The 17,034-nt window shown below is 60.9% G+C and carries 20 protein-coding genes and 1 tRNA gene; 11 read left to right on the top strand and 10 right to left on the bottom strand.

Going from position 1 to position 17,034, the window contains the following annotated elements; all coding sequences use genetic code 11:
* Positions 1–217: 217 nt before the first annotated feature.
* Both AF337_RS24265 and AF337_RS24270 read right to left on the bottom strand, forming a co-directional pair.
* Complete coding sequence (locus AF337_RS24265; RefSeq protein ID WP_003555857.1) at positions 218–427, bottom strand: KTSC domain-containing protein; 210 nt, start codon at positions 425–427, stop codon at positions 218–220.
* A 163-nt stretch (positions 428–590) separates the two neighbouring features.
* On the bottom strand, positions 591–1,211 hold the full coding sequence (locus AF337_RS24270; protein ID WP_049734157.1) for an RBBP9/YdeN family alpha/beta hydrolase: 621 nt from the start codon (positions 1,209–1,211) through the stop codon (positions 591–593).
* A 41-nt stretch (positions 1,212–1,252) separates the two neighbouring features.
* On the opposite strand from AF337_RS24270, the gene AF337_RS24275 reads away from it, so the two are divergent.
* A complete protein-coding gene (locus AF337_RS24275) occupies positions 1,253–1,729 on the top strand; it encodes an Lrp/AsnC family transcriptional regulator (RefSeq protein ID WP_049734158.1) in 477 nt (158 codons plus the stop codon).
* Positions 1,730–1,928: 199 nt separating this feature from the next.
* On the opposite strand, the gene AF337_RS24280 is transcribed toward AF337_RS24275, so the two are convergent.
* Positions 1,929–2,018, bottom strand: a tRNA-Ser gene (locus AF337_RS24280).
* Between the two features lie 228 nt (positions 2,019–2,246).
* Here AF337_RS24280 and AF337_RS24285 point away from each other — a divergent pair.
* The 9 genes from AF337_RS24285 (at position 2,247) to deoA (ending at position 10,954) form a co-directional block, all read left to right on the top strand.
* Complete coding sequence (locus tag AF337_RS24285) at positions 2,247–2,564, top strand: hypothetical protein (protein ID WP_003589247.1); 318 nt, start codon at positions 2,247–2,249, stop codon at positions 2,562–2,564.
* Between the two features lie 315 nt (positions 2,565–2,879).
* The gene (locus tag AF337_RS24290) at positions 2,880–3,872 is read left to right on the top strand and encodes a BMP family lipoprotein (RefSeq protein ID WP_003571100.1); all 993 of its coding nucleotides are present in this window, start codon (positions 2,880–2,882) and stop codon (positions 3,870–3,872) included.
* Between the two features lie 88 nt (positions 3,873–3,960).
* Positions 3,961–5,472 carry an ABC transporter ATP-binding protein gene (locus tag AF337_RS24295; RefSeq protein WP_049734159.1) on the top strand — a complete coding sequence of 504 codons (1,512 nt, stop codon included), beginning with the start codon at positions 3,961–3,963 and terminating at the stop codon, positions 5,470–5,472.
* A gap of 7 nt (positions 5,473–5,479) precedes the next feature.
* Entirely contained in the window at positions 5,480–6,583 is a 1,104-nt protein-coding gene (locus AF337_RS24300) for an ABC transporter permease (protein WP_049734160.1), read from the top strand.
* 10 nt (positions 6,584–6,593) lie between these two features.
* Positions 6,594–7,565 carry an ABC transporter permease gene (locus AF337_RS24305; protein ID WP_049734161.1) on the top strand — a complete coding sequence of 324 codons (972 nt, stop codon included), beginning with the start codon at positions 6,594–6,596 and terminating at the stop codon, positions 7,563–7,565.
* A gap of 2 nt (positions 7,566–7,567) precedes the next feature.
* Positions 7,568–7,957, top strand: a complete 390-nt coding sequence (locus AF337_RS24310) for a cytidine deaminase (protein WP_049734162.1) — start codon at positions 7,568–7,570, stop codon at positions 7,955–7,957.
* On the top strand, positions 7,954–8,754 hold the full coding sequence (locus AF337_RS24315; RefSeq protein WP_049734163.1) for a purine-nucleoside phosphorylase: 801 nt from the start codon (positions 7,954–7,956) through the stop codon (positions 8,752–8,754). Before AF337_RS24310 ends, AF337_RS24315 begins: the two co-directional genes overlap by 4 nt.
* Positions 8,755–8,868: 114 nt before the next feature.
* Positions 8,869–9,645 carry a deoxyribose-phosphate aldolase gene (gene deoC, locus AF337_RS24320; RefSeq protein ID WP_049734164.1) on the top strand — a complete coding sequence of 259 codons (777 nt, stop codon included), beginning with the start codon at positions 8,869–8,871 and terminating at the stop codon, positions 9,643–9,645.
* Position 9,646: 1 nt separating this feature from the next.
* Positions 9,647–10,954 carry a thymidine phosphorylase gene (gene deoA / locus AF337_RS24325; RefSeq protein WP_049734165.1) on the top strand — a complete coding sequence of 436 codons (1,308 nt, stop codon included), beginning with the start codon at positions 9,647–9,649 and terminating at the stop codon, positions 10,952–10,954.
* 6 nt (positions 10,955–10,960) lie between these two features.
* Here the strand turns inward: deoA and AF337_RS24330 are convergent, their stop codons facing one another.
* The 7 genes from AF337_RS24330 to AF337_RS24360 all read right to left on the bottom strand — a co-directional run bounded on the left by AF337_RS24330 (position 10,961) and on the right by AF337_RS24360 (position 16,439).
* Positions 10,961–11,530 carry a TIGR02281 family clan AA aspartic protease gene (locus tag AF337_RS24330; RefSeq protein WP_049734166.1) on the bottom strand — a complete coding sequence of 190 codons (570 nt, stop codon included), beginning with the start codon at positions 11,528–11,530 and terminating at the stop codon, positions 10,961–10,963.
* A gap of 127 nt (positions 11,531–11,657) precedes the next feature.
* Entirely contained in the window at positions 11,658–12,287 is a 630-nt protein-coding gene (gene upp, locus AF337_RS24335; RefSeq protein WP_049734167.1) for a uracil phosphoribosyltransferase, read from the bottom strand.
* Between the two features lie 113 nt (positions 12,288–12,400).
* Complete coding sequence (locus tag AF337_RS24340; protein WP_049734168.1) at positions 12,401–13,369, bottom strand: adenosine deaminase; 969 nt, start codon at positions 13,367–13,369, stop codon at positions 12,401–12,403.
* Positions 13,366–14,586 (bottom strand): phosphopentomutase, encoded by a 1,221-nt coding sequence (locus AF337_RS24345; protein WP_049734169.1) that lies wholly within the window; start codon positions 14,584–14,586, stop codon positions 13,366–13,368. Before AF337_RS24345 ends, AF337_RS24340 begins: the two co-directional genes overlap by 4 nt.
* Positions 14,587–14,697: 111 nt before the next feature.
* Positions 14,698–15,279 carry a TadE/TadG family type IV pilus assembly protein gene (locus AF337_RS24350; RefSeq protein WP_049734170.1) on the bottom strand — a complete coding sequence of 194 codons (582 nt, stop codon included), beginning with the start codon at positions 15,277–15,279 and terminating at the stop codon, positions 14,698–14,700.
* Complete coding sequence (locus AF337_RS24355) at positions 15,279–15,914, bottom strand: TadE/TadG family type IV pilus assembly protein (RefSeq protein ID WP_049734171.1); 636 nt, start codon at positions 15,912–15,914, stop codon at positions 15,279–15,281. The genes AF337_RS24350 and AF337_RS24355 overlap by 1 nt, the downstream gene beginning before the upstream one ends.
* A gap of 114 nt (positions 15,915–16,028) precedes the next feature.
* Positions 16,029–16,439, bottom strand: coding sequence for a pilus assembly protein N-terminal domain-containing protein (locus AF337_RS24360; RefSeq protein WP_049734172.1), 411 nt, complete (start codon positions 16,437–16,439; stop codon positions 16,029–16,031).
* Between the two features lie 378 nt (positions 16,440–16,817).
* Here AF337_RS24360 and AF337_RS24365 point away from each other — a divergent pair, with 378 nt between their 5' ends.
* A complete protein-coding gene (locus AF337_RS24365; RefSeq protein WP_049734173.1) occupies positions 16,818–17,003 on the top strand; it encodes a Flp family type IVb pilin in 186 nt (61 codons plus the stop codon).
* Positions 17,004–17,034: the final 31 nt, after the last annotated feature.

Here is a 17,034-nt window from a genome sequence, read left to right on the forward strand (position 1 = left end):
GACAACCTCAGCTTTCCCGGTACGGATCGAATGGACAACCTATTGGAAGCTCACAGCTAGCCGACCTTGAACAGGCCGGCAGCACCGACACGTTGCCGCCTTCCGGCCGATGCGATCCAACCAAGATGATAGGGAGGGTTAATGGGCGGTTGATATCCACCGGACCTGTCCCGATCCCGCGCAATCCCGCAGGTGAGCCGTCGGCATCCCTCGGTTTTCAGGCAGCCAATCGCCGAAACCGGGTTCTGATCCGGTCGAGGTAATAATGGCCGGGAGACGGCGCCACCGTCATCGCATGAGCTTCCGAGGACGGAACGCCTTCGAACAGCCGCTCTTCGCCATTCTTGAAACAAATCCTGAGCCGCCCGTCTTCCTGGCTGAAATAGACGGATTTGATGATCTTCGACTTTACCGAAAGTTCTTCCACCTGTTTTACCTCTGGTTTTTAATTTTCCAGAGCATAACCCGGTACGTGCAAAGACGCGGTGAAGCGGCATGGTAAAAATTCAGGAATCTTCTGGTGCTTTAAACGTCGCAGCGTCATCGAAGCGGCGGGTTCGAGAGCCTCGAACCCACGCTTGCGAACCAGCTCAAGCCGGGTGCAACCTTGCCAATCCGGCGGAGAAGGCCGTCAGCAAGGCTTTCCCCTGACCCCAGTTCTCAAGGCCGCTTTGCCCGTTGATATGGCCGAATGGACCGATCTCGACAAGGCCGCTACCCCACAGGGCGGCTCGCGCCCGGACATGGTCGAGCGTGCCGAAAGGGTCATCGGCGCTTGCGATAATTAGAGTGGGGAAGCGCATCTCTTGGGATGGTGGATCTGCGAATCCGGTGGCTTCCTCCGGGAATGCAGCGGATTGCGGATCCGGGACCGCCACAAGAAAAGCCCCGGCAACAGCAAGCGACGAAACCTGCTGCCAATGAGCGACCAGCAGGCAGGCAAGGCTATGGGCGACCAGCAGGGGAGGTGTTGCCGATGCGGCGACGGTGCGATCCAGGGCTGAAATCCAGTCCGCCAAGTCGGGCCTATCCCAATCGGCTGGTTGAAAACGCCGCATTTCCGGGTTCGCGGTTTCCCAGTGGGTCTGCCAATGAGCCTCGCCTGAACCGCCAATCCCCGGCAATATGATGATATCCCTCATGTGTTTTCCTCTGGCCATGCATGCGGGTGAAAATGATGCATTTTCATTTGCGTCGGAATGAATGATCATCGGAAAACCGCGTCCTTCTCCGATGATTTCAAGGTGACCCCATGGCTTTTCAGGAAAACAATCGGGTACTGCTCGATCCAACCGATATCGCCATCATAGAAGCGATGCAGGAAAATGGCCGCATTGCGATTTCCGAACTCGGTCGACGGGTCGGGCTCTCTCAGCCGGCGGCATCCGAGCGGGTCAAGCGGCTGGAAGATCGCGGCATCATCGTTGGCTACTCCGCCCGGATCGACCCCACCGCTTTGGGAATTGGAATGATGGCTGTGCTTCGCCTGCGCACGACGCATGAACATATCAAGGCCTGTCTGAAGCAGTTTGCAGAGATGCCGCAAGTCATGGAAGTCCTGCGCCTCACCGGAGAGGATTGTTTCCTCCTGAAGGTGCTGATTCCGTCGCCGGGAGAACTGGAAACCATCGTCGACACGATCGCGCGTTTTGGCCCCGTGACGACATCTCTTGTGTTGCGCAGTGAGAATCCGAAGCCGATCGGACGCGCCTTGCTGCAACGTCCTTGAGAGTATGTGGGCAGGAAGAAATCGTCCGCGAGGCGCAGCGCGAAGAAGTGAGGCTTCGTTCCCGGCATGAGACGGCATGGGTGCACATGTCGGAGGAGGAACCGCCTGGATGCTGAAATTGACCCTCGCATTTCGACGCGAGCCGGTCTTTGCCAAACGACGTCAGACAGTGGGAGACATACGATGCGGAAATGCACCATGGCGGACAGGGTGGGATTCGAACCCACGGTACGCTTTCACGTACACACGCGTTCCAGGCGTGCGCCTTAAACCACTCGGCCACCTGTCCTTCTTGGGCGTTCGCGCCTGGATAGGAGCAAATCGTCGGAACGGCGCGATATATACCGATGAATTTTTGTCGATCAACCGAAATCTAACAGTTTTTTGACTTCTTCCGATAAAACTCGCCTCCGCCCGTCCATTGTGCTTCACCCCATCGACGACTATGTAATTCTCAAGGTGGAGAAATGGCGCGGCCGGCCGGGATTGTCCGGCATAAAGAGCGTCGGAGGAATTGATGCGTTTCCTGTTGCGTCTGGCCAGCCTTGTCGCGCTTGCGGCGGCCGTTATTGCCGGGACCATCGATTCAATCCAATCGGTTGCGGCGTCCTCAGTGGTGGTGACGCCGATTTCCGATGCCTGGCAGGATGTGAGCCCGGCAACCCTCACATCGCTGCAATCCTCCCTTTCTTATTATATCCACCCGCGTTTCTACGCCTTCATTTTCCAATGGCTGATGCTGCAGCCGGCCTTTGCCGTTTTCCTGGTGATCGCGCTGCTTCTCTGGATGATCGGCTATAAGAAGCCGCCGGTGGCCGGTCGCTTCACCGCGTAGGAGGCCGGTTTTGCCGCCATGGTCGGCCGCGGCTCCGATCGGCCGCCAATGTTTCCCCAGCCCCGGCGGGGCTGCCGAATTGGCTGGAAATTCCGCATCTCGGCGGCGGAAATGTCTAAAAATAAGCCCCGGAGAACGGATTTTCGGCAATTGCTGCAAATCTTTACCGCCTGAAAAATTTCTGGTGAATTTTTCCGTGAGCCATGCAAGGATGCGCGCAGCCAGGCCTCCGGGGGGAGGTCGGTGGTTCCGCAGACATGTCCGGAAAGGACTTGCGGGAGGACCCCTAACGAATAGCAACAACAGGGCTGCACAATGAAAAAATCCCTTCTCACTCTCCTTGCCGTGGCTGCCATGTCGACGACGGCGCTGGCTGCCGATGTCAAGCCGGCGCTGGTTTACGGCACCGGCGGGAAGTTCGATAAGTCCTTCAATGAGGCGGCTTACAACGGTGCCGAGAAGTTCAAGGCCGAGACCGGTATTGCCTATCGCGACTTCGAGCCGACCGGCGACACCCAGGGCGAGCAGGCCATCCGCAACTTTGCAAGCCGCGGATTCAACCCGGTGGTTGCCGTTTCCTTCGCCTGGACTTCGGCCATTGAGAAGGTCGCTGCCGAATTCCCCGATACCAAGTTCATCATCGTCGACTCCGTCGTCGACAAGCCGAACGTCCGCTCGGTGGTCTACAAGGAAGAAGAAGGCTCCTATCTCGTCGGCATTCTCGCCGGCATGGCATCCAAGACCGGCAAGGTCGGCTTCGTCGGCGGCATGGACATCCCGCTGATCCGCAAGTTCGAATGCGGCTACGAGCAGGGCGCGCGCGCTGCCAAGGCCGATGTCGAAGTTTTCCAGAACATGACCGGCACCACGGGTGCTGCCTGGAATGACCCGGTTCGCGGCGGCGAGCTCACCAAGAACCAGATCGATCAGGGCGCCGATGTCATTTACGCGGCAGCCGGTGCCACCGGTCTCGGCGTTCTGCAGACGGCTGCCGACAACAAGAAACTGTCGATCGGCGTCGATTCCAACCAGAACCATCTGCACCCGGGCTCCGTCCTGACCTCGATGGTCAAGCGCGTCGACCTCGCTGTCTACAATGCCTATTCCGACACCAAGAACGACAAGTTCACCGGCGGCGTCCAGGCGCTCGGCGTCAAGGAAGATGGTGTTGGCGCCGCGATCGACGACAACAACAAGTCGCTGATCACGCCGGAAATGCAGGCGGCCGTCGACAAGGCCAAGGCCGATATCATCGCGGGAACCATCAAGGTTCACGACTATACCTCGGACAACGCTTGCCCGAAGTGATCCGCGCCCGGATGTAATCGACGATTGAGATCGGGCGTATGGCGGAGGGGATTTTCGCCATACGCCCTTTTCTTATTTGGAGCCTGCAGTGACAGATAAGCCCGCTATCGAGCTTGTCGGCATCGACAAGAAATTCGGTGCCGTCCATGCCAACAAGGACATCAACCTCACCGTTGCCAAGGGGACGATCCATGGCATCATCGGCGAAAACGGCGCCGGCAAATCGACGCTGATGTCGATCATTTACGGTTTTTACCATGCCGACAGTGGCGAGATCCGCGTCAACGGCAATCCCGTCACCATCCGCGACAGCCAGGCGGCGATCGCCACCGGCATCGGCATGGTGCACCAGCATTTCATGCTGGTCGACAATTTCACGGTGCTCGAGAATATCATGCTCGGCGCCGAAGGCGGCATGCTGCTGGCGAGAGGCGTTGCATCGGCCCGCGCCGAGCTCAAGCGGCTGGAAACGGAATACGGCCTCGAGGTCGATCCGGATGCGTTGATCGAAGAGCTGCCGGTCGGCCTGCAGCAACGCGTCGAAATCTTGAAAGCCATGTATCGCGGCGCCGAGATCCTGATCCTCGACGAACCCACCGGCGTGCTGACGCCGGCCGAAGCCGATCACCTCTTCCGCATTCTCAAGGTGCTGCGCGACCAGGGCAAGACGATTATCCTCATCACCCACAAGCTGCGCGAAATCATGGCGATCACCGATACGGTCTCGGTCATGCGCCGCGGCGAGATGGTCGCAACCCGCAAGACGGCGGAAACGACGGTGGAAGAGCTTGCCGAGCTGATGGTCGGCCGCCGCGTGCTGCTGCGCGTGCAGAAGGGCGAGGCAAATCCCGGGGCCGCGGTGCTCTCGGTTCGCAACCTCACGGTCAAGGACAATCGCGGCGTCACCATGGTCGACAATGTCTCCTTCGACGTGCGCGCCGGCGAGATCGTCGGCATTGCCGGAGTTGCCGGCAATGGCCAGTCCGAATTGCTGGAGGCGATTGCCGGGATCCGCAAACCGGCCTCCGGCGAAATCCTTCTCGACGGCCAGACGATCGACAAGGCCGATCCCGCCCGCCTGCGCGATCTCGGCCTTGCCCATATTCCCGAGGACCGCCACCACATGGGTCTGGTTTTGAAATTCGAGGAATATGAGAATTCCGTGCTCGGCTACCACAGGCGTCCGGGCTACAGCAAAGGCCCGCTGCTCGATCTCGAATCGATCCGCAGGGATGCGATGGAGAAGATCGAAAAATACGACATCCGCCCGCCGAACCCGCGGCTGAAGACGGCGAATTTCTCCGGCGGCAACCAGCAGAAGATCGTCGTTGCCCGCGAAATCGAACGCGACCCGAAGATGCTGATCATCGGCCAGCCGACGCGCGGCGTCGATATCGGTGCCATCGAATTCATCCACCGCCGGATCATCGAAATGCGCGACGCCGGCAAGGCGATCCTGCTCGTCTCCGTCGAACTCGATGAAATCCGCTCCCTTTCAGACCGTATCCTTGTCATGTTTGCCGGCCATGTGGTCGGCGAGAAGACGCCCGATGCCGGTGAACAGACCCTCGGCCTGATGATGGCCGGCATTGCCGCGTGAGGCCTTTATGAGCACTGCATCAGTTCCGCTGCCAAACTGGATCAATTATGGCCTGATCCCGCTTCTGAACCTCGTCGTCGCCTTCCTGATCTCCGGCTTCGTCGTCTGGCTGATCGGCGAGAGCCCGCTCGCTGCGCTGTCGCTGCTGATCGAGGGGGCGTTGGGCAGCGGCGAAGGCATCGGCTTCACGCTCTACTATGCCACGAGCTTCATCTTCACCGGTCTTTCCGTGGCCGTTGCGATCCATGCCGGTCTGTTCAACATCGGCTCGGAAGGCCAGGCCTATGTCGGTGGGCTGGGCTGCGCGCTGGTGGCGCTCGCGCTCGACAATTACGTGCCATGGTATGTGACGATGCCGATTGCAGTCATCGGCGCCGGCCTCTTTGGTGCCGCCTGGGCCTTCATCCCCGCTTTCCTACAGGCCAAGCGCGGCAGCCATATCGTCATCACGACGATCATGTTCAACTATATCGCCGCCGCTCTGATGGTGTACCTACTGGTGCACGTGCTGATCGTGCCGGGCAAGATGGCGCCGGAAACCCGCACCTTCCTCGAAGGCGGGCAGCTTCCCAAGCTTGGCTGGGTCATGAGCATCTTCGGCAGTAAACTTGGTGCCGCCCCGTTCAACGTCTCCTTCATCATCGCCCTTTTCGCCGCTTGGTTCGTCTGGATCCTGATCTGGCGCACCAAGCTCGGCTTCGAAATGCGTACGCTGGGCGTCAGCTCGACGGCGGCAGCCTATGCCGGCATCCCCTATGCGCGGATCGTCATCATCGCCATGCTGCTTTCCGGCGCGCTCGCCGGCATGATGGCGTTGAACCCGGTTATGGGCTCTTCCGCCCGCCTGCAGGTGGAGTTCGTCGGCGGCGCCGGCTTTGTTGGTATCGCGGTCTCGCTGATGGGCCGCAATCATCCGCTCGGCATCATTTTCGCGGCGATCCTGTTCGGCATCCTTTATCAGGGCGGCGACTGGATCTCCTTCGAAATGCCGAACATCACCCGCGAGATGATCCTGGTCATCCAGGGTCTGGTGATCCTGTTCGCCGGCGCACTGGAATATATGTTCCGGCCGGCGATGGTGCACCTCTATCAACAGTTCAAGCGGGCCTGAGGAGCGGACGATGGATTATTATGACATCTTCATCAGCGTTCTGAGCTCAACGATCCGCTTGTCGATCCCGCTGATTTTTACCGCTCTCGCCGGCCTGTTTTCGGAACGCGCCGGCATCTTCGATATCGGCCTCGAAGGCAAGATGCTGGGCTCGGCCTTTGCTGCCGCCTGCATCGCCTATCTCACCGATTCGGCCTGGCTGGGTCTCGGCGCCGGCATCGTCTGCTCCGTGGCGCTCAGCCTGGTGCACGGCTTTGCCTCGATCACCAACCGTGGCAACCAGATCGTCTCTGGTGTGGCCATCAACTTCTTCATCGCCGGCATCACCATCGTGCTCGGCCAGGCCTGGTTCGGCCAGGGCGGGCGCACGCCGCAGCTGTCGCCGGAGTCGCGTTTCGCGCCGATCATCCTGCCGGGTGCCGATGCCGCCCGCGACATACCGATCCTCGGCCCGCTCTACGCCAACGTCATATCAGGCAACAATATCCTGACTTACCTTGCCTTTCTTGCCGTGCCGTTTTCCTGGTGGGTGCTGTACCGCACGCGCTTCGGCCTGCGGATGCGCGCCGTCGGCGAAAATCCAGGCGCGGTCGATACGGCTGGCATCTCGGTCGCCTGGCTGCGCTATCGCGCTGTCATGTGCGCCGGCATTCTCTGCGGCTTTGCCGGCACTTATCTGGCGATTGCCCAGTCCGCCGCCTTCATCAAGGACATGTCGGCCGGCAAGGGCTATATCGCGCTTGCCGCCCTCGTCTTCGCCAAGTGGAGGCCGGTGCCTGTGATGTTTGCCTGCCTGCTCTTCGGCTTCCTCGACGCACTGGCCAATTTCATGCAGGGCAAGCAGGTGCCGCTGATCGGCGAGGTGCCGGTTCAGGTCTTCCAGGCGCTGCCCTATATCCTCACCTGTGTCCTGCTTGCCGGCTTCATCGGCGTGGCGATCCCGCCGAAGGCCGGCGGTGTGCCCTATACGAAGGAACGTTGATCATGTCTCACGATCTGTTCGAAGCCGCCCGCGGCGCCATGGCCTTTGCCCATGCACCCTATTCGAAATTCCCCGTCGGCGCGGCGATCCGCGCCGAGGACGGCAAGGTCTATGCCGGCGCCAACATCGAAAACCTCTCCTTTCCGCAAGGATGGTGCGCCGAGCCGACGGCGATCAGCGCCATGATCATGGGTGGCGCCAGGAAGATCGTCGAAATGGCTGTGATCGCCGAAAAGTTGCCGCTCTGCCCGCCCTGCGGCGGCTGCCGCCAGAAGATCTCCGAATTCGCTTCCAAGGACACGAAGATCTATCTGTGCGATGAGGCCGGCGTGCAGAAGACCATGACAATGGAAGAGCTCCTTCCCTTCAGCTTCGAGACCGAACTCGGATGAAGGCGACAGTCGATCTGCTCGCCGCATTGCTCGGCGCCATCAAGCCGCGCCATGGCATCGTGCTCGGCTCCGGTCTCGGTTCGCTGGTTGGGCAGCTGGAAGGCGCCGTCCGCATTCCCTATCGCGACCTGCCGGGCTTTCCCGTCAGCGCCGTTTCCGGCCATGCGGGCGAGGTCGTCGGCGGCCGTCTCGGCGGCGAGCCCGTCGTCATGCTCTCCGGCCGCGTACATTATTACGAGAAGGGCGATGCCAATGCTATGCGCCTGCCGATCGAGGTGCTGAAGGCGCTCGGCGTCGAGACGCTGATCCTGACCAATTCGGCCGGATCGCTGCGCGACGACATGCCGCCCGGTTCGGTGATGCAGATCACCGACCACATCAACTATTCCGGCATGAACCCGCTGATCGGCGAGGAAAGCGATCATCGTTTCGTCGGCATGACCAGCGCTTACGATGCCGACCTCGCCACGGCGATGCAGAAGGCAGCGGCAAAGCTCAAAATCGAGCTGGCGCAAGGTGTGTACATGTGGTTCTCCGGCCCGAGCTTCGAAACGCCGGCCGAAATCCGCATGGCACGCATCCTCGGCGCCGATGCCGTCGGCATGTCGACTGTGCCCGAGGTGATCATCGCAAGAATGCTCGGCCTCAGGGTTGCCGCCGCTTCGGTTATCACCAACTATGGGGCAGGCATGACCGGCAATGAACTCAGCCATGAAGAAACCAAGGACATGGCGCCCATCGGCGGCGCCCGTCTCGCCGCCATAGTGAAAGACATGATTGCGGCCAGAACAGGATGATTTTAGGCCGGGCCGGCCTAAAATCTGAATCCTGTTCTAAATTATATAGTTAGAGCATGATGTCATGAGAAAACCGCTCACACTTTTCGGCATCATGCTCCAGAGGAAGTAAAGATGAATAGCCATTCCATCCGGGAAACGGCGGCGGTCGCCCTTTCCCTTCTCGATCTGACCAATCTCAAGGACGATTGCACGGAGGCGCAGATCGACACGCTCTGCGCCCGCGCACAGACGCCCTATGGCAACAGCGCCGCCATCTGCATCTGGCCGCGCTTCGTCGCCCAGGCCCGCAATATCCTCGGCACCGGCCATGCCGTGCGGATCGCCACCGTCGTCAATTTCCCCTCCGGTGATATGGAAGTTGCCGACGTCGCCGCCGAAACCCGTGAGGCGATTGCCGACGGCGCCGACGAGATCGATCTGGTCATCCCCTACCACAAGCTCATATCTGGCAATGAGAAGGCGGTGACCGACATGGTCAAGGCGGTGCGCGCCGAATGCACCGGTCCTGTCCTGCTGAAAGTCATCATCGAAACCGGCGAGTTGAAGGATGCGGCATTGATTCGCCGTGCCTCCGAACTTGCCATCGAAGCCGGCGCCGATTTCATCAAGACCTCCACCGGCAAGGTCGCCGTCAATGCGACGCTCGAAGCCGCCGACATCATGATCCGCGCCATTCGCGAGAGCGGCCGCAAGGTCGGGTTCAAGCCGGCCGGCGGTATCGGCTCGGTGGCCGATGCGGCGCTCTACCTGAGCCTGGCCGAAACCATCATGGCGCCCGACTGGGCGATGCCGTCGACCTTCCGCTTCGGCGCCTCAGGCCTGCTCGACGATATCCTGGCGGTTCTGAGCGGAACACAGTCTGCACCTGCCGCGGCGTCGAGCTATTGAAATGATCCCGCAGGAGATCATCCGGCGCAAACGCGACGGCGACGAGCTCGACCCCGCCGATATCCGGTCCTTCATTGCGGCCCTTGCGGCCGGTCACCTGTCGGAAGGCCAGATCGGCGCATTTGCCATGGCCGTCTGGTTCAAGGGCATGTCGCGTGAGGAAATCGTTGCCTTGACGCTGGCGATGGCCGATTCCGGCGATCGGCTGCAATGGGCGGATATCGACCGCCCGATCGCCGACAAACATTCGACCGGCGGCGTCGGCGACAATGTTTCGCTGATGCTGGCGCCGATCGCCGCCGCCTGCGGCCTCGCCGTTCCGATGATATCGGGGCGCGGTCTCGGTCATACCGGCGGCACCCTCGACAAGCTCGAATCCATTCCCGGCTATATGATCACCCCGGACGCCAGCCTGTTCCACGAGGTCGTGAAGCAGGCGGGATGTGCCATTATCGGCCAGACCGGCGCCCTGGCGCCCGCCGATGGCAGGCTCTATGCCGTGCGCGATGTCACCGCCACCGTCGATTCCATTCCGCTCATCACCGCCTCCATCCTGTCGAAGAAACTGGCGGCCGGGCTTCAGACCCTGGTGCTCGACGTCAAGGTTGGCAACGGCGCCTTCATGGCCGATCGCGCCCAGGCGGAGATCCTGGCGCAGTCGCTGGTCGAGGTGGCCAATGGTGCGGGGGTCACGACCTCGGCGCTGATCACCGACATGAACCAGCCGCTCGCCGATGCCGCCGGCAACGCCGTTGAAATGCGCAATTGCCTGGATTTCCTGGCCGGTGGGAAGGCTGACACGCGGCTTGAGGCCGTCGTTCTTGCCTTCGCCGCCGAGATGCTGGTGACATCGGGCATTGCCGCGTCTTCTGATGAAGGCGAGGGGATGGCGCGTCGGGCGCTGTCATCGGGGAGGGCGGCTGAGATCTTCGCGCGCATGGTATCCATGCTCGGCGGTCCGGCCGATCTCATCGAAAACCCGGACAGGTACCTCGCCAGGGCGCCGGTGGAAAAGCCTGTCCCAGCCGCCCGGTCCGGCTGGCTTGCCGCCTGCGACGCGCGCGGTATCGGCCTCAGCGTCATCGATCTCGGCGGCGGAAGACGCCATCCGTCCGACCGGATCGACCATCGCGTCGGCTTCTCCGAACTCCTGCCGCTCGGCACCCGCGTCAGCGCGGGCGAGCCGATCGCGCTGGTTCATGCCGCCGACGGCGCTGCGGCGCAAAGGGCAGCGGCCGCACTTGCCGCGCACTACCGCATCACCGAGGAAAAGCCGGAGCTGACGCCGGTGATTTCGACCCGGATCTGACGCGGTTTACTGCTTGAGGCTGAGCGAACCATCGGCGACGGAATAGGAGGCGAGCTTCTGCAGGAAGCTCATGCCGACCAGCGCCGTCGTCAGCGCATCGTCCTTGAGCACGAAGGCTTCGACATTGCGCACGCGAATATCGCCGATTTCGACCCGGTCGAGCATCACATGCGCCGCCTTCGTCTGGCCGTTGGCGGTGTTGACCCCGTAGCGGAAATCGAGCTGGTTGGCCGTGTAACCGAGGCGGCGGGCGAGCGTCTCGTTGAGCGCCACATAAGTCGCGCCGGTGTCGATCAGGCCCTGCACCGGCTTGCCGTTGATCTTGAAGCTTCCAGTATAGTGGCCCTGCGCATCCGCCTGCAGGCGGATAGTGTTGCCGGCGGAAACCGGCGCGGGTACGGCGGGCTTGTCGCTTTCGGTTGAGATGTAATTGGCGGAGAGAGCGTCGGCAGGCTGCTGGCCGGTGCTTCCGAAGAAGGAAGGTGCCTGTGTGGCCAGCACCGCGGCGATGCTGGCGAATATGACGGTACGCACGAGCATGAAACAGAAATCCTTCCTGTATAAACCCCGCTTCATGCGGGGCCTCATGCTTCGAGATTGCTAGACCTCAAGTGCTGACAAGTTGCTAATACCGACAACGAAAAGGCCCGGAATGAACCGTCCGGGCCATAAAGTCTTTCGATTTGGTAAAAGAAGGCTGAAGTTATTTGGTGCCGTACATGCGGTCGCCGGCATCGCCGAGACCGGGCATGATATAGCCCTTCTCGTTGAGATGGCTGTCGATCGAGGCGGTGAACACCGGAACATCGGGATGGGCGGCGCGGAAGTTCTGGATGCCTTCCGGGGCGGCAAGCAGGCAGAGGAAGCGGATATTGTGGGCGCCACGTTCCTTGAGCTTGTCGATCGCCGCGATCGAGGAATTGCCGGTTGCCAGCATCGGGTCGACGACGATGATCAGCCGCTCGGCCACATCTTCAGGCGCCTTGAAGTAATATTCGACCGGCTGCAGCGTCTCGTGGTCGCGGTAGACGCCGATATGCGAGACGCGGGCGGAAGGCACGAGATCGAGCATGCCTTCGAGCAGCCCGTTGCCGGCGCGCAGGATCGAGGCGAAGACCAGCTTCTTGCCTTCGAGGATCGGCGATTCCATCGTCTGCAGCGGCGTCTCGATCGTTGCCATCGTCAGTTCGAGATCGCGGGTCACTTCGTAACAGAGCAGCGTCGAGATTTCGCGCAGCAACCGACGGAAACTGCCCGTCGATGTTTCCTTGCGCCGCATGATGGTGAGCTTGTGCTGCACCAGCGGATGATCGATGACCGTGACGCCGTCCATGGGGAAGCCTTTCATTCTTGCTGTCGAATGTTTCTTTCACGGAAATCGGCCCGACCGCAAGAGTGGCGGCAAATTTGCACCGATCTTCCCCAGCCGCGCTCAACATTTGGCCGTCAAAGCCGGGCGAGCAGGACCTTGCGTGTGTCTTCGTCGACGAAGGCCGCGTCGATCGCGGTTCGCGTCATGGCATTGATCTCTGCATCGCTGAAGCCGAAAGCCTCGGCGGCCAGTTCGTATTCCCGCGCAAGCGAGGTATGAAAGAAAGGCGGATCGTCCGAGCTGATCGTCACCCGCACCCCGGCCTCCTGCAGCCGGCGCAGCGGATGGGACGCGAAATTGGGAAAGACCCCGAGCGCGATATTGGAGCCCGGGCAGATTTCAAGCACGGTACCGAGATCGGCTAGCCGCTTCACCAGATCGAGATCCTCGATGGCGCGCACGCCATGGCCGATGCGCGAGGGGCGCACCGCATCGAGCGCATCGGCGACGCTGAAGGCGCCGCAGACCTCGCCGGCATGGATGGTGAGCCCCAATCCGGCATCGCGGGCGATATCGAAGGCCCTGCTATAGTCGGCGACGCGTCCCATGCGCTCCTCGCCGGCAAGGTTGAAGCCGGTAATCAAGGGATTGCCGGCCTTTGCCGCGTATTCGGCCGCACCGATCACACTCTCCGGACCGAAATGCCGCTCGCCGGTGACGATCAGGCGGGCCTCGATGCCGCTCTTTTCCCTGGCTCGCCGAATGCCTTCGCAGATGCCTGAGATATAGGCGTCGGCGCCGAGCCCGATGCGTTTGCCATGGTCGGGCGAAACGATCAGTTCACTGTAGATCGTATCGATGCCGGCGAGTTCGTCGAGGTAGGTCTCGGTCAGAAGCGCATAGTCCTCCCCGGTCCTGTAGACCTCGGAAACCTTGTCGTAACATTCGAGGAAACTTGCGAAATCATGCCAGACATAGGCTCCGCCGCGAAGCTCGCCGCTGATATCGACGCCGTATTTGCGCGCCTGCGCTTCGGTCAGTTCAGGAGGTGCCGCACCCTCAAGATGGCAGTGCAGCTCGACCTTCTTCAAATGCGATGTCACAGAAAGCTCCTTCCATGCGGTCCGGCCGGAATGCCGAGATGGCGCGCGATGCTTTCGCCGATATCGGCATAGCTGCGGCGCACGCCGATCGAACGCGACCGGATGCCGGGGCCGTAGGCGATGACAGGCACGCGCTCGCGCGTATGATCCGTGCCGCGCCAGGTCGGATCGCAGCCGTGGTCGGCGGTGAGCACGACGAGATCGCCCGGCTTCAATTTCTTATGGACTTCGGCCAGGCGTGCATCGAAGGCTTCAAGCGCCGCGGCATAACCGGGCACATCGCGGCGATGGCCGTAAATCATGTCGAAATCGACAAAATTGGTGAAAACGAGATCGCCGTCTTCGGCCTCGTCGATGGTGGAAAGCGACGCATCCATCAGCGCCTCGTTTCCGTTCGCCTTGATGAGGCGCGAAATCCCTTGATGCGCGAAGATGTCGCCGATCTTTCCCACAGCGTGCACGTGCCGGCCGTGTTCGATCAGCCGGTCGAGCAGCGTCGGCTCCGGTGGCAGCACGGAGAAGTCGCGCCGGTTTCCGGTGCGCTGGAAGGTAGAGCTGGAATGACCGGCGAAGGGCCGGGCGATGACGCGGCCGATATTGTAAGGATCGAGCAATCCGCGGGCTGCCTGGCAGAAGGTGAGCAGACGATCGAGGCCGAAATGCAGCTCATGCGCCGCCACCTGGAAGACCGAATCCGAGGAGGTGTAGCAGATCGGCTTGCCGGTGCGGATATGCTCTTCGCCGAGGCGTGCAATGATCTCCGTTCCAGAGGCATGGCAGTTGCCGAGAATGCCCGGCACGCCTGTCTCCTTGCAGAGCGCCTCGATGAGTTCCTCGGGAAAGGCGTCGCCCTCCATCGGGAAATAACCCCAATCGAAACTGACGGGTGTTCCTGCGATTTCCCAATGACCTGACGGCGTATCCTTGCCGCGGGAGATTTCGCTGGCTGCGCCGTAAATGCCGTAGACCTTCTCCGGGATCGGCATGCCCGCCGGAAACCGGCCGGAGGCGGATCGGGCGATCTGGATCAGCCCGAGTTCGGACATATTGGGCAGGCAAAGCGGCCCGCTGCGCAATCCGGCACGGTCTCCCGCGCCGGCCGCGCAGAACTCGGCGATATGGCCGAGCGTATCGGCGCCCTCGTCGCCATAGGCGGCCGCATCCGGCGCGCCGCCGACGCCGAAAGAATCCAGAACGAAAAGAAAGGCACGCGCCATTTTACACCCGAGAGAGCCGATCGCCGGCCTCAGGGACGTCGGAGGCGGCAGAGGTTCAGGCATATAATGCTGCGGCCGGCTTGGCAAATTCGGGAGGAGGCAAAAGCGGCGTCAGCAGTCGCCGCAGGGGATCGAGTCGCCTTGCCGCTGGCGGTAGAAATAGCTGCGGCTGATGGTGATCGTGCGCATGCCGTCCGGCATGAAGTTCGGCGCAAACAGGAACATCGTATAGGGGATGCTGAGCTCGGTGCGAACCAGGAAGCTGTTCGCCGTCTTCATATCGGCCGGCACGTCGCTCACGGCGGTGTTCTTGGCATAGGGCACCGTCCCATCCTGCGCCCAGGACCAGAGCACTTTCGCATTGGCGCCGGCATCGATGGTGATCCCGGTGATCTTCAATGTAAGCGACGTCGTGTTGTAGGGCACGAAGATCGAGTTTGCGACCGACGGCATCTGCGCGAGCGCGCTCTTCGTGACGGATTGCTGCTGGGTAACGAGGTCGGCCACCGAGCCTGCGGCGCGTGTCACCCGCTTGCTGACGCTGAGGCCGATGGTGATCTCGAAAGCGCCGATATAGAGCATGACGAGCACGGGAAAGAGGATCGCGAATTCGATCGCTCCGGCACCCTTGCGGTCTCGGGCCAGCCGCCGCGCCGTCAATGCCAGCCTGGTGAACGGGTTGCGAAGCGCCATTATGGATACTGCTCGTTCTGGAAGGCCGCGGTTGCAATGATCAGATAATCCCTCGGCATCGAACCGTCGGAGGGCCGTATCGTCGTGATATAAGGCCGGACCAGATCCGTGATGATTTCCCAGCGGTAGTAGGCGCGGACCATGTTGATGGTGCCGGCGCCGCCCGGCGTATATTTGAAGGCCGCCGTGTTGATGTCGGCATATTTGTCGGTGGAAAGCTTGGGAATCGTCGTCGGAATGGCCGAGAAGGTGCCGAACGTCTGCACATCCACGTAGAGCTTGCTCGGCGTAGCCGCTTCGCTGGTCGAGCAGCGGATCAGGATCGAGATCTCATCGCAGAAAGCCTGACGGAACTGCGTCTGGTTCATATCGGTCGTGCGGCCGAGATTATAGGTGATCTGCCCGGTTCGCATCTTGCGGCTCATCGTATCGACGGCGTTGGAGACGAGCTCCTCGGCAGCAAAGGCGACAAAGGTTTCGAGGATGGCGAAAATCACCAGGAAATAGGGAATGGCAAGCAAGGCGAATTCGATCGCCGCAGCACCCTCGCGCGAGCGGGCGAGAGCGCGAAACCGCAAGAATCGGAACGGCGCCGGAGGATGCGCCTTATCCGTCTTCTGATCAATTGCCGTCATTGCCTGGACCCGAGCGATATTCTCTGTCCGCCACACTAGGGTCCGTTCGTTGATTTTCCGTTTCAGTCTGACGCGACGATTTTAACGAATGGCCGAAGAAGTGCGGGAAGCCGATCAGGGGGAGGTGGTGCCGGTCGCCGCCTGCTGGGCATGCTGCTCGCAGTTCGGCGTGCAGGACAGCACGGAGCGTTCGGTCTGCCGGTAAACGCGCACCGTATTGCCCTCATCGATCGACACCAGAATACGCTCGTCGAGGATGGCATTGCCATCGGCATCGAGCAGCACCAGATTGGTGGTGCCGAAGCTGCGTCCTGTCAGCACGATCGTCTTGGCGTCGGCGACGGTCGCATCGGCGACCTTGGCGTTGCCGACGATGACCTTGCTGACGGGGCGGTCGAGCTTCAATACGCGCGCGTGATCCATATAGACGCGCAGCATGTCATCGTCTGCGGCCGCGGAAATTCCCGAAACACCGAAAACGGCGATCATGCCGGCAAAGAAAATGGTTTTGCCGCTCGATGACATTTGGTCCTCTTTCACGATCACAGCGCAATATCCGCATAGAATGGAAAAAAATGGTGAACGAAGCCTTAAGCCAGTCGTCTTGTTCCGGAATGAGGCGGAATGATCCGATTTGACACGGCCTCTGGAGGCGCACGCGGTGGTTGGAAGTCGAGTGTGTGCTATTTGCGGATGAATGCAGCCGATATAGCGGGAATATTGTTAAATATTGAGGTAAGCCTGTAAGAAAATACTTACTCTACAAAGGCATGTTGTCCCGTTCACATCTCGTTAACTCTTTTCCTTAAGTCGATGGAAACGCCCATTCGCTAGGTTGCAGTCATCCGATCAACGGCAACAGTTGGCGGACGTGCTGAACATCAACTGGAGTTAGGAGTTACCATGACCAAGCTTTTTAGCCGTTTTCTGAAGGACGAATCCGGCGCGACCGCCATCGAATACGGCCTGATCGCCGCTCTCATTTCCGTAGCGCTCATCACCGGCGCAACGGCGCTCGGCAACAATATCGGCAATACGTTCACCAACTTGAGCGGCAAGATGAGCAGCGCGGCCACTGCGGCCAAGTAAGATAAGCGTTCTCAGCGGCGTCGAATAATGC

It is taken from the genome of Rhizobium ecuadorense (assembly GCF_001187535.1).
Taxonomy (GTDB): Bacteria; Pseudomonadota; Alphaproteobacteria; order Rhizobiales; family Rhizobiaceae; genus Rhizobium; species Rhizobium ecuadorense.

Bases quoted from the DNA above. Each gene is read 5' to 3' on its own strand.
- upp (WP_049734167.1), bottom strand. From the start codon at position 12,287: ATGGACGGCGTCACGGTCATCGATCATCCGCTGGTGCAGCACAAGCTC.
- AF337_RS24310 (WP_049734162.1), top strand. From the start codon at position 7,568: ATGTCTCACGATCTGTTCGAAGCCGCCCGCGGCGCCATGGCCTTTGCC.
- AF337_RS24270 (WP_049734157.1), bottom strand. From the start codon at position 1,211: ATGATCATTCATTCCGACGCAAATGAAAATGCATCATTTTCACCCGCA.
- AF337_RS24365 (WP_049734173.1), top strand. From the start codon at position 16,818: ATGACCAAGCTTTTTAGCCGTTTTCTGAAGGACGAATCCGGCGCGACC.
- AF337_RS24305 (WP_049734161.1), top strand. From the start codon at position 6,594: ATGGATTATTATGACATCTTCATCAGCGTTCTGAGCTCAACGATCCGC.
- AF337_RS24330 (WP_049734166.1), bottom strand. From the start codon at position 11,530: ATGAAGCGGGGTTTATACAGGAAGGATTTCTGTTTCATGCTCGTGCGT.
- deoA (WP_049734165.1), top strand. From the start codon at position 9,647: ATGATCCCGCAGGAGATCATCCGGCGCAAACGCGACGGCGACGAGCTC.
- AF337_RS24290 (WP_003571100.1), top strand. From the start codon at position 2,880: ATGAAAAAATCCCTTCTCACTCTCCTTGCCGTGGCTGCCATGTCGACG.
- AF337_RS24355 (WP_049734171.1), bottom strand. From the start codon at position 15,914: ATGACGGCAATTGATCAGAAGACGGATAAGGCGCATCCTCCGGCGCCG.
- deoC (WP_049734164.1), top strand. From the start codon at position 8,869: ATGAATAGCCATTCCATCCGGGAAACGGCGGCGGTCGCCCTTTCCCTT.
- AF337_RS24315 (WP_049734163.1), top strand. From the start codon at position 7,954: ATGAAGGCGACAGTCGATCTGCTCGCCGCATTGCTCGGCGCCATCAAG.
- AF337_RS24300 (WP_049734160.1), top strand. From the start codon at position 5,480: ATGAGCACTGCATCAGTTCCGCTGCCAAACTGGATCAATTATGGCCTG.
- AF337_RS24360 (WP_049734172.1), bottom strand. From the start codon at position 16,439: ATGTCATCGAGCGGCAAAACCATTTTCTTTGCCGGCATGATCGCCGTT.
- AF337_RS24285 (WP_003589247.1), top strand. From the start codon at position 2,247: ATGCGTTTCCTGTTGCGTCTGGCCAGCCTTGTCGCGCTTGCGGCGGCC.
- AF337_RS24275 (WP_049734158.1), top strand. From the start codon at position 1,253: ATGGCTTTTCAGGAAAACAATCGGGTACTGCTCGATCCAACCGATATC.
- AF337_RS24350 (WP_049734170.1), bottom strand. From the start codon at position 15,279: ATGGCGCTTCGCAACCCGTTCACCAGGCTGGCATTGACGGCGCGGCGG.
- AF337_RS24345 (WP_049734169.1), bottom strand. From the start codon at position 14,586: ATGGCGCGTGCCTTTCTTTTCGTTCTGGATTCTTTCGGCGTCGGCGGC.